The 15,981-nt window shown below is 54.3% G+C and carries 14 protein-coding genes and 1 pseudogene; 4 read left to right on the top strand and 11 right to left on the bottom strand.

Annotated elements, in window-relative coordinates; all coding sequences use genetic code 11:
• Positions 1 to 453 precede the first annotated feature (453 nt).
• The gene (locus tag G394_RS20660; RefSeq protein WP_084435340.1) at positions 454 to 1,614 is read left to right on the top strand and encodes a tyrosine-type recombinase/integrase; all 1,161 of its coding nucleotides are present in this window, start codon (positions 454 to 456) and stop codon (positions 1,612 to 1,614) included.
• 379 nt (positions 1,615 to 1,993) lie between these two features.
• Positions 1,994 to 2,228 (top strand): annotated as a pseudogene (locus G394_RS21820) (transposase); the annotation flags it as partial.
• Here G394_RS21820 and metE read toward each other — a convergent pair.
• Positions 2,207 to 4,489 carry a 5-methyltetrahydropteroyltriglutamate--homocysteine S-methyltransferase gene (metE, locus tag G394_RS0104995; RefSeq protein WP_028576720.1) on the bottom strand — a complete coding sequence of 761 codons (2,283 nt, stop codon included), beginning with the start codon at positions 4,487 to 4,489 and terminating at the stop codon, positions 2,207 to 2,209. The pseudogene G394_RS21820 and the gene metE overlap by 22 nt on opposite strands.
• A gap of 117 nt (positions 4,490 to 4,606) precedes the next feature.
• On the opposite strand from metE, the gene G394_RS0104990 reads away from it, so the two are divergent.
• Positions 4,607 to 5,530: a LysR family transcriptional regulator gene (locus G394_RS0104990; RefSeq protein ID WP_028576719.1), complete on the top strand. Its 924-nt coding sequence runs from the start codon at positions 4,607 to 4,609 to the stop codon at positions 5,528 to 5,530.
• An 848-nt stretch (positions 5,531 to 6,378) separates the two neighbouring features.
• Here G394_RS0104990 and G394_RS0104985 read toward each other — a convergent pair.
• The 8 genes from G394_RS0104985 to G394_RS0104955 form a co-directional block, all read right to left on the bottom strand.
• Positions 6,379 to 6,531, bottom strand: coding sequence for a hypothetical protein (locus G394_RS0104985; RefSeq protein WP_156902452.1), 153 nt, complete (start codon positions 6,529 to 6,531; stop codon positions 6,379 to 6,381).
• A gap of 285 nt (positions 6,532 to 6,816) precedes the next feature.
• A complete protein-coding gene (locus G394_RS0104980; protein ID WP_028576717.1) occupies positions 6,817 to 8,556 on the bottom strand; it encodes a cobaltochelatase CobT-related protein in 1,740 nt (579 codons plus the stop codon).
• Positions 8,557 to 8,625: 69 nt separating this feature from the next.
• Entirely contained in the window at positions 8,626 to 9,624 is a 999-nt protein-coding gene (locus G394_RS0104975) for a DUF3150 domain-containing protein (RefSeq protein WP_028576716.1), read from the bottom strand.
• 40 nt (positions 9,625 to 9,664) lie between these two features.
• Positions 9,665 to 9,946: a hypothetical protein gene (locus G394_RS0104970; RefSeq protein WP_028576715.1), complete on the bottom strand. Its 282-nt coding sequence runs from the start codon at positions 9,944 to 9,946 to the stop codon at positions 9,665 to 9,667.
• Between the two features lie 33 nt (positions 9,947 to 9,979).
• Entirely contained in the window at positions 9,980 to 10,267 is a 288-nt protein-coding gene (locus tag G394_RS21110) for a hypothetical protein (protein ID WP_156902450.1), read from the bottom strand.
• A gap of 71 nt (positions 10,268 to 10,338) precedes the next feature.
• Positions 10,339 to 11,325, bottom strand: a complete 987-nt coding sequence (locus G394_RS0104965; RefSeq protein WP_051306957.1) for an AAA family ATPase — start codon at positions 11,323 to 11,325, stop codon at positions 10,339 to 10,341.
• Between the two features lie 76 nt (positions 11,326 to 11,401).
• Complete coding sequence (locus tag G394_RS0104960) at positions 11,402 to 12,598, bottom strand: hypothetical protein (protein WP_028576713.1); 1,197 nt, start codon at positions 12,596 to 12,598, stop codon at positions 11,402 to 11,404.
• 68 nt (positions 12,599 to 12,666) lie between these two features.
• Complete coding sequence (locus tag G394_RS0104955; protein WP_028576712.1) at positions 12,667 to 13,335, bottom strand: ERF family protein; 669 nt, start codon at positions 13,333 to 13,335, stop codon at positions 12,667 to 12,669.
• A 232-nt stretch (positions 13,336 to 13,567) separates the two neighbouring features.
• Between G394_RS0104955 and G394_RS21105 the strand changes: the two genes are divergently transcribed.
• Positions 13,568 to 13,852 carry a hypothetical protein gene (locus G394_RS21105; protein WP_156902448.1) on the top strand — a complete coding sequence of 95 codons (285 nt, stop codon included), beginning with the start codon at positions 13,568 to 13,570 and terminating at the stop codon, positions 13,850 to 13,852.
• A gap of 310 nt (positions 13,853 to 14,162) precedes the next feature.
• Here the strand turns inward: G394_RS21105 and G394_RS0104950 are convergent, their stop codons facing one another.
• Both G394_RS0104950 and G394_RS20650 read right to left on the bottom strand, forming a co-directional pair.
• Positions 14,163 to 14,795, bottom strand: a complete 633-nt coding sequence (locus G394_RS0104950) for a hypothetical protein (RefSeq protein WP_028576711.1) — start codon at positions 14,793 to 14,795, stop codon at positions 14,163 to 14,165.
• Between the two features lie 180 nt (positions 14,796 to 14,975).
• Positions 14,976 to 15,614 (bottom strand): YagK/YfjJ domain-containing protein, encoded by a 639-nt coding sequence (locus tag G394_RS20650; protein ID WP_084435336.1) that lies wholly within the window; start codon positions 15,612 to 15,614, stop codon positions 14,976 to 14,978.
• Positions 15,615 to 15,981: the final 367 nt, after the last annotated feature.

Raw genomic sequence — 15,981 nt, 5'->3', positions numbered from 1 at the left:
GCCTCGTAATGATTTTCCTGTAAGAATGGCTCAAGAACCCCACAATACCACCTAAAATATACCGTCCCGGAGTCAGGACGGCACAAGCTCACAGGCTGATATTATTGGAAAAATGGGTACATAGTTCGCTTGGTTCCGTATGTCAAACGGCATAGGAAAAACTGTATCGCCTGAGCGCAAAAAAAGGCCTACAGGTGATTTTCCTGTAAGCCTTTGTTTTTCCTGGTCGGGGCGACTGGACTCGAACCAGCGGCCCTCGGTTCCCAAAACCTAATCCTACCATTTTCACCTATTTGCATCACTTTGCATTATTTATTATTTTTCAGATAGTTAAGCAAAGTCGACTTTCATTGACTTTTCTCATTTTTCACCTATTTTCACCTCGAATGTTGGGCATAGTGTTGGGCAGACGATCCTCGGTTTAAGCCCACCAGCCCTTGGTTTGGAGGAAAAATGCCATCACGAAAACGCGAAAAAACGCGCTATCCAGGCGTCTATTTCGTCATCGGCACTGGCGCGGATGGAAAACCGGAACGAGTCTATTACATCGTATACCGCAGGGATGGAAAGCTGATCGAAGAGAAAGCTGGCTACCAAGGCCGTGACGACATGACCGAAGCCAGGGCAGCCCGCTTAAGGGCCGAGCGCATAGACGGAAAGTCCGATTCGAACAAAACCCGGCGCAACAAAATCAAGGCAGAGAAAGAGGCGGACGACAGTCGCTGGACGCTCTCCAAACTGTGGACTGAGTACAAAAAAAGCAAAGTTGATTTCAAAGGAATCAAGACTGACGAGAGCCGATTCATACGCTATCTCGAAGTTCCTTTCGGTCACAAGGAGCCCGAGGAAATTGCTCCACTGGATGTGGATAGGGTTCGAGTGATGATGCTCAAATCAAAGAGTCCGCAGACTGTCAAAAACACACTTGAATTGTTTCGACGTATTATCAATTTTGGCGTTAAAATGCACTTATGCTCTCGCTTGCCCTTTACCATTGAGTTTCCAAAACCAGATAATCACAAGACTGAAGATCTGACACCAGATGAAATGGAGCGTCTTTTCAAAGCGATTGCTGAAGATACGAACATACAAGCAGCAGGGATAATGAAAGCAGCCCTTTTCACAGGCATGCGCCGTGGAGAAATATTCAAGCTGAAATGGTCTGATTTAGATTTCGATAAAGGTTTCATTTTTATCCGCGATCCCAAAGGCGGAAAGGACCAGCGGATCCCAATGAACGAAGCGGCCAGACAACTGTTTCTGGACCACCCCAGAACAGGCAGTGAATACGTCTTCCCAGGCCGAAATGGAGGCTTGAGAAAAGATGTCAAACATCAAACAGCACGGATAAAACGCCGCGCCGGACTTCCTGAAGATTTTCGAGCTTTGCATGGACTCAGGCATGTGTATGCTTCAATGCTAGCCAGCTCTGGTCAAGTTGATATCTATACACTACAAAAGCTATTGACACACAAATCTCCGCAAATGACACAGCGCTACGCACATCTTCGTGATGACGCTCTAAAACGAGCAGCTGAAGTGGCAGGAAATTTATTTGCGAATATTGAAAAGCAAAATACTTCGATAGATGTTGAAAATCCAAAAACTGCATAAATCGAAAAAGCCGCTACAGAAACATCTGTAGCGGCTTTATAATTAGTGTCGAAGGGGGGACTAGCGGAGGCGTCGCAGCTAATTCTTCAAAATCAATTAAATTTAGCTACTTAAGCACAAAAACACTACGTAATTTTTGACCTACATTCTTGACCCCGCAGAATCAAGCAAAAAAAATGAAAACTCATCAGCAATTGCTTTTGGGGAGGTTTACATGGCCATCGGGGACACCTTGGTTTCGTACTAGGTTTTGTAGCACCTGGGCGCTTTTAGGTGCGTCCCCCCCCCGACAAACAAACCGACTGAACAAAATAAAATAGGGTTACAGCATGTTACTGTAACCCTCGTTTTATTTTGGGTGTCGATTGTGGTGCGGGGATTCTTGCGACATGTTGTCACGAAAATCAAGAGACGCGGCATGGAACGGCATCTTCGTTGTCTCCGTAGACGTCCTCAAAGGCTTTCCTTATACTACTGCAGCGGTCTTCCCACATGCCGATGTCCAACGCTGCCTAGTGCACATGGCGCGTCACAGCCTCAAGTTCGCGAACCGAAAGCAGGGCAAATATGTCGCCGCCGATCTGAAGGCCCTTTATACGTCGATGACCGTGGAGGTCCGCATCGTCTTCGCGGCGGCGACCATTGCGGAGAGAGATGGGAGGACCTCGCCCCACTGACGAGTTTTCAGACCGCAGTCCGGGTTGACCCACAGCCGTTCCGGCGGGATGTGCCGGGCTGCCTTACGCAGCAAATCGACCATGGCCTGCGCTTCCGGAACGTTGGGTGAATGGATATCGTACACGCCCGGCCCGATCTCGTTGGGGTAGCTGAAGCTGTCGAAGACATCGAGCAGTTCCATGCCCGAACGCGAGGTCTCGATGGTGATGACGTCGGCATCCATGTCCGCGATGGCCGCGATGATGTCGTTGAATTCCGAATAGCACATGTGGGTGTGTATCTGCGTCTCGTCCCTGACTCCGTTGGCCGCGATGCGGTACGCGCCCACGGCCCAGTCCAGGTATTCCCGCCACTGCGATGTCCGCAACGGCAGCCCCTCGCGCAGAGCCGCCTCGTCGATCTGGATGATGCCGATGCCGGCCTTTTCCAGATCCAGCACCTCATCACGAACGGCCAGGGCCAGTTGCAGGCAGGTCCGGGAACGGGGCTGGTCGTCGCGCACGAAGGACCAGTTCAGAATGGTCACCGGGCCGGTCAGCATGCCTTTCATGGGCTTGTCCGTCAGTGACTGGGCAAAGGTGATCCACTCCACGGTCATCGGGCCAAGGCGGGAGATGTCTCCGAAGATGATTGGTGGTTTGACGCAACGCGAACCGTAGGACTGCACCCAGCCGAAACCGCTAAAGACATAGCCCCGTAGTTGCTCGCCGAAGTATTCGACCATGTCGTTGCGCTCGGCCTCGCCATGCACAAGGACATCGAGGCCCAGATCCTCCTGCGCCGAGACCACGCGCCTTATCTGGTCCTGCATGGCCTGGACATAAGCTTCCCGTTTCAGCTCGCCGGCCCGGTACTGCCTCCTCGCCGTGCGGATTTCCGCAGTCTGCGGAAAGGAACCGATGGTTGTGGTGGGATACAGGGGAAGGCCGAACCGCCGTCTGTGCAGGGCCGAGCGAACGGGATACGGCGACCGGCGGTTTCCCCAGGATGGCTCGATGGCGTCGAGGCGCGCCTTTACGATCGGGTCGTGCACGCGGGTCGAGGATCGGCGTCCCGCCAAGGCCTTAGCGTTGGCGGCGAGTTCCCCGGCCACGGCCGCACGCCCCCTGTCCAAGGCCCGGCCGAGCAGCCTCAGCTCGTCGAGTTTCTGCGCGGCAAAGGCCAGCCACGAACGGATCTCCCCGTCCATGTCCGTTTCCAGGTCGAGATCCACGGGCACGTGCAGCAGAGAACACGACGGGGCGATCCAGAGCCGGTCCCCCAGGCGGGCGTCCAGGGGTTCGAGGACATCAAGAGCGGCTGCCAGATCCGTCTTCCAGATGTTGCGGCCATCGATGATGCCCACGGACAGCACTTTTCCCTTCGGCAGCCTGTCCACCACGGCGGGCAACTCTTCCCGGCCCCGCACGGCATCCACGTGCACGCCGTCCACCGGCAGGCCGAGGGCCAGATCGAGGTTCTCACCCAGGCCTCCGAAGAACGTGGTCAGCAGCAGCCTGACGCCGCGCCCCGACAAGGCTGCGTAGGCCCCGGCGAACATGTCGCGCTGACGGGGCTCCAGATCGGTGACCAGCACGGGTTCATCCATCTGCACCCAGCCCACCCCGCGCCCGGCCAGAAGGCCGAGCAGTTCGACGTAGACCGGGAGCAGGCGGTCCAGGAGGCCCCATTTGTCGGAGCCGTCCTTTTCCTTGCCAAGCCACAGATAGGTCATGGGTCCGATGAGCACCGGCTTGGCCGATACGCCAGCGTCCCGGGCCTCGTCCACCTGTTCGAGGATGCGCTGCGGATGAAGGGTGAACTCCGTCCCGGATGTGAACTCGGGGACGATGTAGTGGTAGTTGGTGTCGAACCACTTTGTCATCTCACCTGCCGCCACGCCCGCAGCGTCACCCGCGGTGCGGCCGCGAGCCACACGGAAATAGCGGTCCAGGACGGTCCCCTGACAGGCTTCGGCCCGCTCGGGGACGTTGCCCAGGGCGAAGCTCATATCCAGAACCTGATCATAGAGCGAAAAGTCCCCCACCGGAACCAGATCGAGCCCGGACTGCCGCCGCCAGTTGGCGGTGCGGATCTCGCGGGCGGCCTCCTCGAGGTCGAATGCGGACAACTGCCCCTTCCAGTGGGCTTCGAGCGCGGCCTTCAGTTCCCGGCGGGCGCCAACGCGCGGATAGCCCAGATTATGCGTGTATGCCATGACGGTATCCTCTTGTTGAGTTGCAAAGATGACGCCGTGATTACCTGCTTGCATTCATGAATGAAAATGGTAATTTTTCAGAATCGCATGAGCAGAATTCATAGATAAGGAAACCGCATGGCAGGCATCGAACGCATTCACCTGGAAATCCTGAGGGCCGTGCAGCGACACGGCTCGCTGACCGCGGCGGCCTCAGCCCTGAACCTCACGCAGTCCGCCTTGAGCCACAGCATCCGGAAGCTGGAGGACCGGCTCGGGGTGGAGATCTGGCATCGTGAGGGACGCAGCCTGCGCCCGACCCAGGCCGGCGAATACCTCCTGAATCTGGCCGACCGCCTGGCGCCTCAGTTCGCCCAAGCCGAGGAACGCCTGAGGCAGTTCGCCCAAGGTGAACGCGGCACTCTGCGCATCGGCATGGAATGTCATCCGTGCTACCAGTGGCTGCTGAAGATCGCCGCGTCGTACCTGGCGGCCTGGCCGGCCGTGGACCTGGACGTGAGGCAGAAGTTTCAGTTTGGCGGCATCGGAGCTCTGACGGGATACGAGATCGACCTGCTGGTCACGCCCGACCCGCTGTACGTACGGGGTCTGCTTTACGAGGCCGTATTCGACTACGAACAGGTGCTGGTGGTAAGCGCGGGACACACTCTGTCCCAAGCGGACCACGTCCGGCCGGAACAGCTCGCCGGAGAGGTCCTGATCACCTATCCGGTCAGCGTTGACCGGCTGGACGTCTTCACCCGATTCCTGACCCCGGCGGGAGTCAGTCCCAGGCAGCACAAGCTGATCGAGACCACGGACATCCTGCTGCAGATGGTCGCCAGCGGACGGGGAGTGTCGGCCATGCCGCGCTGGCTGATCGAGGAGTGGGCCGACAGGTTTGCCGTTGTCCCGGTCAGGCTGGGCAAGGACGGAATCGACAAGCAGATCCACCTCGGCATCCGCGAGGCCGATGCGGACACCGACTATCTGCGGGCCTTCCTGAACTTGGCGCGCGAGCACCGCGACGCCGTCGGGAGAGGGAGAAATGCGGTCGGATGATGCGGCAAGGAAGCCGTCACGCCCGTTCAGGCGGCCGGAAATCATGCCAGAGTGGTGGACACCCTTGCCGTCCGGCTAACGCTTCCCCCTGTCGGGCGCGTAGAGGACTTGCACCTCCAAGTGAATGTGCCCCGCCGGGCGCACAAAGAAAAAGCCGTTGAAGCTTTCACTTCAGCGGCTTATCTTTTCCTGGTGTCGAAGGGGGGACTCGGTGCCCTATAAAAGTCAATAGCCTGAAATCACGATACTATTTTTCAAACAAACACTTTTCCTACGGAATTTTGACCTACCTTTTTGACCCACTTTGATCAACCACAAATCCTGATCGCAGGATCATTGAATTCCAGCTTCGGACTTGGAAAAACATCTTACGCACCACGAACGTGGACAAATGAAAGTGCGGAGGGAGCGTGACATGACAACACTCACTCCTCACCACCAACACAAGAAGTGCCTCAGCCAAATTAAGAAAATTGAACCGGACTCGCCGCTATCCCTCGCATCATAGTAACACACTAAGTTTTTTAGTTATATTTTAAACTGCCAGACCGAAAGGGAGCTATCCCTTTTTTTACTGATTTATTTCGTTTCTAATATTTTTATGAAGAAATATTTCTCATTTAATTAGTAACATGATTTTTTTGCCTTATATTTTTTTTATTTATCTAATTATTTAATTTCTTATCTCGTTTTAGCATCTAATTTTACTCGTAAAATGCAATAAACGAGATTATTTTTTTGTAACTAGTTGAAAAAATTATTAATATATATAGATATTTTTTTATCCCCCCAACATAACCTTCTCGTACGAACGGTTATGGAGGGAGGTTCGCCTCCCTCCATAACCGTTACAAGATGTCAATCTCCTCATCCTGAGCAACGCCCGTAGGAGCGTCTTCGTTACTTTCCTCAGATGTTGACAATTCCGACATCACCGCCACCGCGAACACGCCGGCAACTCCGGCGATGCACCCGCCAATAAAACTCAGTATTTTTCCCATTCTGTCCTCCCTGGGCATAATTTCATTAGTCATCAAGTGTCTCCCTTACAATTTCCAGTACAGCGATCGCGATAGCTATGGCTGGTCCCCAACTCATATGAATTTCCCTCCCTTGTAGTGCTCAAGAGAACGAATGCGGCGAACATGGCTCAAACGAATGATGATCCTGTCAGGCGGTCCGAGGATCGGGCCTTGTAATCTCCTTGCTTTCATATCGGCTCCTTTTTGGTTGAAACAAAACGGGGGACCATTGGCCCCCGCACGGTTGTTGACTGGTTGGATGTATCAGCACCCAAGAATCGCGCCCTCCAGCAGAGTAAACATCGCTGGGGCTAGCTCCGTCATGGAGTTCACCACGGCGCTGCGCCCTGGCAGGAGCACGTTGATGCCGGGGCTGGTGATCCCGATGCCGTATATCTCGAAGCCCGCCTTGCATCCCTGCTCGATCGCCTGAGTCGCGCACTCCAGAGAATCCGGCTCCCCATCCGTCACGACGAGAATGAGCTTTCGCAGCTCGCCCAAAGGCAACATATCCTGCATGACCCACCACAAGGCTTCCCCCATTGGCGTGCCGCCTGCGGGGACGAGGTCCAGATTTGCGTGCACCTTCTGGCCGTGCGTGATGACGGGGGCGACGGTTGAATACGAGCCATTTTGCAACTGCGAACTGGGAAACGCGGTCACGGCGACGTTGATCTTTGATGCTTCCAAGGCAGAGGCGACGGCATAGCAGGAGCAACAGGCCAAGCGGATCCTGCGAACCATTGATCCGGAGCAGTCGAGCAGGATGTGCACGGTGGTATCGATCCCGGTTCGCTCGGCCTTGACCCGGAAAAGCCTGGGATCCGAAACTGCCAGACGATGGAGCTGCCCGGTATCCAGACGACCCCTTCTTCCGCTGGAAGCGCGTGCCAGGATCTTGGTTTGGAGAAGCCCTTGCATCCTAGTCCGCAGCGCCATGGACGCCATCCGTGCCTCCAAGATATCCGTCTCGGTCAGGGGGGCTGCACTTTTCTCCGTGGGGATGGCCACGGTGACGGCTCCTTCCTGGGACTGCCGAGACGTGGCCTGCAGGGTGTCCGCCAGGATATCGCCGAGGCTTTGCGGGAGGACGTCCTCCCCTGCCCCGACCAGATCACGGACATGCTCCTTTGCCTGGTCCTGATCCTCTCTGCCTGGGAAAGCCCCTGAAGCGTCGGCATCATCTGAGCTGTCACGGCCGTCATGGCTGCCGTCTCCCTCAGGGGCGTCATCCTGCACCTCCCCTCCCCATTCGGACTGGTCGCTTTTTTCATCTTGGGCTCCGGGGGCATTTCGTTCAGAACGCTCTAAGGTGTTCCGCGCATCCGGTTCGAACCTGGCGTCCCCAGGTTCGTCCTGATTAGGCGACACTGGCTGTTCGGTTGAATTCGCGTACTGATCCAGAATACGCACAATTTCACGGGCGAAGTCTATGGCGTCCTGGGTCGAACGGCATCTGGTTCGAACCACGGTGAGCACGCGTCCAATCTTCGGCCTTATCCCCGGAAAAACCGTGTCCAACTGTCCAGCCAGAATGTCCCGCTTGCTTGACAGGGCCTGGACATCCCAGGACCGGATTTCGAGCAGGAGCCAGTTAAGAATGATAGCCGCAGGTTGGGCAGGCTCGTCTTCCGTCTCCGTGCCGAAAACATGCGAGATCAGCCAATCGAAGTTCTGGCGGCATCCAGGGAATATGGACGCGAGTTTGTGCTCAACGCGCCAATCCTCCAAGGTGTTCCACACATGTTTTTCGATCGGCATGAGCGAAGCGTCCTTCAAGGCCTGGAAATCCGTATCCCGAACATGTCCGGCCTCGTGGTCCAGGTATCCGCGAGCCATGGCCAGAAGGGTTTCCGGTACATCGCCCGGCAAGGACGGCAGACGGATGACCGTGCCGTCCGTATAGGCGTCAGTACCTCCTATCTCGACTTTCACTCCGTATTTTCTGCCGAGCACGCTTGCCACCAAGGGCAGCGAGCGCATTACGGCCCGTGTGTCGATCATCTGTGCCTCCAAATGCGAAAAGCCCCGGAGCTTGTGACTCCAGGGCTGATCGGGTGAATATGTTCATCATTACCAAAGCCCGCAGTTGGGCAGTACCGGTTGCATGGGAATGTCCGGGAATATCGGCGGCAAATCGTCCACCGTGGGCAGGATGTCCACTTCCTCCTGGACATCCAACTCCGGCATCTCCCCCTGCCCTTCGACCAGAAGCGACAGAAGGTTCTTGGAAGTCGTTCCGTCCATTATCTTCTGTCCATGCTCGATGAGGGCGTCCGTGTCCCGCAGCAGGGAGACGAGGCCCTGAAGCATGAGCAGGTTCGCACCTTCGATCCTGCCGCGTTTGGGCAAGTGTTCGAACGCAGTGTGAATGAGGTCCGCAACCGGAGATACCCTCGGCTCGACGCAGCTCAGGCCCGAGAGTTTCTGATGGATGGTCCGCAGGGGCGAGAGAGCCTTACGGGTGATCTCGGTCTTTCCGGCAAAACATTTGTGCCAGGCCTCCGTGGCCGCCTTGGAAACCTCGCCGAACAGGGTCTGACCCAGGCTCGCGACCTCGTCCTTGAGTCCTTTCATGACCGGGTCTGCCGCATTGGGGGGAACGATGCGGTAAAGCCGCCAGATGAAGCCCATTCGGCTTCGGACATAGTCAGCGCTGACGGTCGAATCGGCGATGATCTGCTCCCAGCCCGAGTGTTTAGCGATCCAGTCCCGAACGGATTCATCGTAGCGCGACAGGAAATCCTCCTTGGCAGCGTTGAAGTCCTGCAGGATCTGATCAAGCTCGGTCACGATGGCGTCCGCCTGGCTCTCGGGGATGGCCCATCCGCCAAGGAAGCGGATACCATGCCTGTCCAGAAGGCTCACGGCCCTGGCCTTCAAGGTCCCGAAGACCCGCAGGGCTTCCGGATCGCAGACCCTCTTGCTGCCCAGGGACGCCAGATCCTCGGGGGGTAACGTGGCCCCGGCAAAGTCCTCGGGGCTCAATTTCTTGCGTGCCGTCCAGATATTCACCTCAAGGTGCAGGGCCAGGAGGCTGTCCAAGACCTTGATGTCGGTTTGCGTGTTCATGTTCTTCTCCTCAAATAAAAAGAGCGCCTGGTGTGGCGCCCTAATTTCCGTTCACGATGATGAAGTCCTGCCGGTCGATCTTGACCAGCACCCTACGCCACATCTCCTGGATGGGGCATTCGTTCTTGCACTCCCGGCTTTTGATGGTCCGGGTGACGCAGGTCTCAAATGGCTTGCTATCAAAACCTCCCACCCACATGCGGATGGTCAGCCCCAAGGTGTTGACCTCGGCTTTCCAGTGATAGCGAAACCCAGTCTCGGGAACCTGCTTGGCCAGTTCGATGGACCGGTGGAAAGGGAAATCCGATTGAGCTCTATTCATATAAATGCTCACTTTGGTTAGTTATGTTGATTTTCAAAATGTGACCCAGCAAAGCCGGTATCCTTCATGGATCTTGGCCAGAGCCCTATCCATCATCTCCTGCACCGGATTGCCCCTGGCGCATCTGGCCAGTTCCAGGACGCGGCCTTGACCGGCGGTGTTGAGTCGTCCCCACTGCAGGGCCAAGTCGTTTGGGTGCGTCACGGCTTTCCAGAACTTGCCACCATGTGGCGTGGGTTTTTCCAGGAGAACGGATGGAGGATGGGCGCAGGTTGTCAGGTAGGAGGGGTTGGCAACCATGGCCTGAAGGACCGAGGTCATGGCTTGGCGCACTTTGGTCAGGTCGTCGGGAGTGGGCGCATCTTTTTGTGTTTCAGCAGCAGCACTCCTTTCTACTCCCCCATGGACTGCGGGAAGACGCGCTGGGCGAGTTCATGGAGCATGGCCCTGGTTTCCCTGGTGGCTCGAAAGCCCAGGGCGCGGTCCAGAGCGTATGTCACCGGCTGCACTCCTTGCCGGGATAATGGCTGGAATCGCACGGTCAGATCAGCCCAGCGCAGAAGGGTCCGAGTCGAGAATGTGACCTCGATGCTGTTGGCGATTCCGACACCGGCCTCGCCCATGAAAAGCCGACGGACCTCGTTGGCGTATTCGACCATTTTCTTGCGGATGGTCTCGGGAAGTTTCGGACAGCATCCGCCCAAGAGCTTCTCCTCGGCGTCGCGAGCAGGATACCCCATCTCGCACAGCCAGAAGCGATCGAGAAAGGCGAGGTTCTGCCGAAGGGTTCCCTGATACAGGCCCGTCTCGTCGGATCCTCCGTTGGTATTGGCCGTGGCTGCGAAACGGAACATTGGGTGAGGGATGATGAGTTCACCGCCATTCTCCGCGATGCACAGCGCCTCACCATCGAGAACGCCGTTGAGGCCCGTGGCCGTAGCCGGTTCGAGCAGGTCGATCTCATTGAGAAGAAACAACCCGCCAAATTTCATGGCCAAGGCCAGAGGGCCGTATTCGAATTCCATGTTGCCGTTGCGAACCGACAGGTGCCCCACCAGGTCGGGGAACTCCAGGCGGCTGTGCCCAGTGACCTCGAAGACGGGATAGTTAAGCCTGGAGGCCAGCTGCTTGAGGGCGCTCGTTTTCCCACTACCTGTGGGACCGAAGATATACAGCGGGTCGGAAATGTTCATCAGCCAAACTGCGATATCTCGGCTCGTCTCGTGGAAAATGTAGCCAGGATCCGGGGTCGGTGTATAGCTGCAGGAGCTGGCATAGCCCCGGATGATCCTGCCCGACGGGCTGCCGCTGAAAACTGTCCCTGCGTCCAGTTCCACGGCCTGGAGTTTTTCAAGTTCGTCGTGAATGGTGTTGGTCATTTTCTGCTCCATAAAATAGACATCCCGGCCGCCCTGTTACAGGTAGCCGGGATTTCTTGGCTGATAATTTTCTGAACTACGATCGCTTGTTAATCCTGCTGATGGTCAGCCGGTCAAAGGGCTTTCCCTCCCACTCGCACCTGGCGATAATCGCGTCCGCCTTCTCCTCACCAAGGACAGTCGAGAGTTCCAAGCGCAATTGCTCCTTGTTCAGGGTGCGCCTGCCATTTTGCGCCGAGACCCGGAAGCGATGGCTGCCTGCATTGATCCAGGATCCGCCGACATCGCTCAAGGCATAAGCGGTCCTGAGTCCCTCCTCGATTTCCGATATCTCGACTTCAAACTCGCCCTGTCTGGCCTTCAAATCTTTGAGCAGGTCCAGCGTATCGCTCCACTGCGGCTGATCGAGCCCATCAAATTTCGGGCAATCGGCGTTGAATTCGCACCACGAGCACAGGGGATGAAACCCCTGGGCCGTGGGCAGGTCGTCGAGGTCAGCGCCCTTATCCCTGGATGCTTCGACGTCGTTCCAGAGGTCCTCTGCTGCCTTGAGGCAGAGGCCCAGCATGGTGTCATCCGGCAGGTATGGCCCAAACGCATTGGCATCCGACATGGAGAGGCAGAGCACCCAGGCCTCGATGTCGACCGTAGAAGGATGGGCGGGCATTTCGATGCCAAGCTTCGCCCTGCAAATCTGCGGAAACGTGAGCCCGGCCTTCCCGTGACTATCTTCAACATGGACGCCGAATGCCGGCTGGCCCCAAAGCGCATGCAACAGCCCGACCTGACCGTAGACCTGCGTTTCGTACGAAGAATACAGCGTTGGTGGGATTTGCTCGCAGCTTTTCAGCTCAAGAATCCGCACCGTGGGTTGCCCTACTTCGCTTGCGAATACGAAGTCCAAGTGCGCTCGAATCGGCACCCCTTGGTGGCTCGTCACGATTTCGAGTTGCTCAATAACGGGCAGTCGTTGCTGCCTGAAGACTTGGGTAATACCAGCCTCGAACCAATGGCCGCGTTGCAGGCGCAGTTGCCTGGCCAGCACAGCCGCAAGGTCGTGTTGGTGAAGGTCGTCGCCATGCCCGAAGAGCTTGCGACCCACGGCTGCACGAGGGCACTCTAGGGCGCGACCTATGTCCGACATGCCGATATACCGGCTCCGGTCACCCAGTGAAGACGCGGTTCTTTGCGCCGAGGATTCGATAAGCCCCTTGGCCAGAAGCGCCATGAGACCGTGGGACCTGTCCACTTGAGCTTGGGCGGGATCGTTCATGCTACCCTCCAAAATGACGAAGGCCGCCCGAGTGGAGCAGCCTTCGCTTGTTTTTTGTATATTGAATTTCATGATGCTTGCGCATATTTCCACCACATTTTCCGTTGAGGATTCCATTTGAACCCGGCGCCGGCCAGGAGATCCTTCTTGGCCTGGGTATTGCCGGTGGCCACGATGCACACCTGCCCGTCTGTGGCGGTGATCTCCTGGTAGGTGATGCCGTCGAGTTTCGGGAGTTGGGTTGGCTGTGATCGACCGGAAGGATGCGGAGAAGGTGCAGAGTCCTGCATGGCGGGATTCCTTTTCTGGCGCTGCCCACCCTTGCCGGAGTCCTTGGGCAAGTTCCCGTCGGTGTCGTCCTCGGTCACGATGCCGAGCATGGCGGAGATTGAGTAGCGCCGAATGTAGGTCATGGCGATGCCAAGGCCCTGGGGGTCGTTCTTCGGCAAGGGGACAACCGCGTGCGAGGACTGCCACTGCCCGGATTCGGCGTGGACCAGCTTTGTGACCAAGCCCAGATGCCCAGGCTCGGCGGGTACCGGGTACTGGGTAAGCCAGATACCGTTGGTAAGCAGCGCTTCACGGCAGGAATCCATGACGCTGTTGAGGGTGGCGTAGTTAGAATGTGTGAAAGGGTTCAGCCGATCCTTAGTTGCAGGTTGCAAGACACGTTGCACTTGTATTAAGGCTTTAGCTAGTTTGATTGTTTCGGATGAGCAGTAACTTTGATCGTGCATGACCACTCCTTTGTTGGCAGGAAAAAATGATCTCCACAAAAGTGCTTCTGTGAGGATTCCTTCGGACTCTCAAAGAAGTAATATATGACTGTATTAATTTGATTAACAGGCCTTCAAGTGCGTAACAAAATAAAACCAAAGACTAATATTCAAAATTGTTCCATAAGCGAACATTTTCTGCAAATTCACGGAACTGAACAATATCAACAAGAGCAAAACAGGATAGGGAAACATGATTATTTGCAATAAACTATCAAAAAGTTATGCATTTTCCGTTGAAGAAGGCGTTTATATCGCTTCTGGATGTGTGAAAATGGACGAGAATGGACAAAGAAGAAGTATTTTTGAAGGATATGTACCAAATATTAAAGAACGCGATAAATTTTGGACTAAAATTAAAGAATCAAGAGCAGATCAAAGGAATTGCTGTATATTCAAGAGCAAAGAAGAATATGAGATTTTTAAATCTAGCATTCAAGAACCAAAATCTAAGCGACCCCCACGTACACTACAATAAAATGGGCGCTCTCACCGTTCCAGAAAAGTAGAGAGCACTGATCAAGCTTGATACCCTTGACAGGTGTGACCTGCCGGAAAATTTCGAACCACTCAAGTTTTTGCTTTTTTGGGCAATCAGTCTACTGCGGTTATCTGGAGCAATGATGGTGGCTGGCTGGACGCGATCACCTGCCAGTCACCAATTTTTATCAAAGTACTCGAAAATATCAGATTCAGTAACTTCTATCTGATGACGATGACTTTACCCTTATCGCAGCAACAATATTGAGCTATTATCGGCAACAATTCATCGTTCTTCGGGACATTGCTCAGAGACTGACTTGACCATTCTTAATCGCCCTAATAGCAAAATTTGCTTCACTGCCCGTCAAATCATCGATCGATTTCCCATACATATTCCTGACCACATCCTCCGGGTCTAGTCCACGACCTGAAGCACATTGATGCAGCAAGTTAACCTGTTTGTCTGAACGAGGCTTGTTGCCACCCCCGTTCAAGGCGCTCTTATCCTGAGACTGGCCTTCCGGCAGGCCATAGACATTGTCCGCATCCTGAACTGCTGTGAGCAGAATAGGCTCTGAATCTTGCTCCTGACCGCCTTCCAAGGCATTACGAATATTGAAGGCGTCAGAGAGGACACGTGACTTGGCACGAGTAGAGGCTATGCGCACAAAACTGTCCACGCACCCCTTGGGGACATTGTCGGGACTCGCGTCTCCGATGTCCGCGAACACCTGTCCACCGGATGTAACCAGACGCGCCGCACAAATGGCGCGCATCTCGTTTGAGGCCTGCGGAAACTGGAGCACGGCGACCTCCAGACTCTGCATCCCACACTGGTGGGCGTAGTCGATCATGGCCGGATAGGTGGCGACTTCCTTGCCACGAATGTTCATGATGCCACTCTGCTTGACCTTAGCCTTCTTTTTGTCATCACTCATAACGACCTCCATGTAAAATGGTGAAAAAAAATATACGACCCAGACAGCTACTACTGGATCGCCAATAATAGCTCTGAGCAGACCTCAAAAAATATCTATTCCAGGGGAAATATAGACGTGAAATTACGAAAGAGAGAATTCAGCAGGATATTTGAACCAAGCGAAATGAAGGCAAGAATACTATCTGTTTTTAGGAATACGAGATCCTCCTCTGATCCAAGATCCTTTTGGCAAGCCGTCCTTGTCCCTAGCCTTGGCAATATAGCTAGCCTGATACTGCATCTTCTCCAAAGTTTCCTCAGCATCCGCCGATCCACGACGATACATCAAGCCATTCTCCTGCTTATTGCCACCCCTGTCCTTGTTGCAATAGTGCACCAATCCGTCCTGATCATTTTTCAAAACTATTCCCCAATAATGCTCAGCTTTTTTCAAAACCGTATACTCGGACTGAATAGCATTTCCATTGACCAAAGCTAAGCAATGATAGTGAGGATGAGAGGATTTATCTTTCTTATCAGGCACCCATTCTAATTTCATATCCACCAAGTGACCACCAGTCTCCATTCGATCAAATGATCGTTTCATATACTCGCAGAATCTAGAGATGTGCTTCTTGTCATATGGAACAGAGTCATCACAAGGATATCTGAGATCGAATCTGACTTGTTGAACCTTGGAGTGGTTCTCAGTCATATAGTCCAACTTCTCTCTATAGCTCTGAAGAGAGGAACTAAGACATCCTAGTCCTTTCTCTTTGTTGGTGTTAATAGGAAGATCCTTATACTCGTTCTCATATATGACTTTCTGTCTTCTCATATCTGCCTCCTATACTGTTTATGTTTGTTGAAATGAAAAAGAGACTGACACACTCTGCGTATATCAATCCCAATATATCTGTTTGCACATTGTCGTGTGTGTGCTAATATCGATATCAATGTTTGAGCACTAACGTGTCTCTCTGAGAGTTATTCTGAAAACTTGTTTTCTTCTGGATGATTATGATTGATTTTATTTTGATGACACACTGGTGGCGTGTCTCACTGATACTGACTGTCTTGTTTCACACTTTCGTGTATGTGTTTATGATTGACTGTTATTCTTCTCATTGTCATGAGAGTGAATATATTTAACTTAGTTTGACTCTGTCTCTCTGTATATTATACTAATCAAATAATTTATTACA

The sequence above is a fragment of the Desulfomicrobium escambiense DSM 10707 genome (genome assembly GCF_000428825.1).
Lineage (GTDB): Bacteria > Desulfobacterota > Desulfovibrionia > Desulfovibrionales > Desulfomicrobiaceae > Desulfomicrobium > Desulfomicrobium escambiense.
Note: the sequence above shows the minus strand (reverse complement) of the source record. Positions and strands in the feature narration are given on the sequence as shown.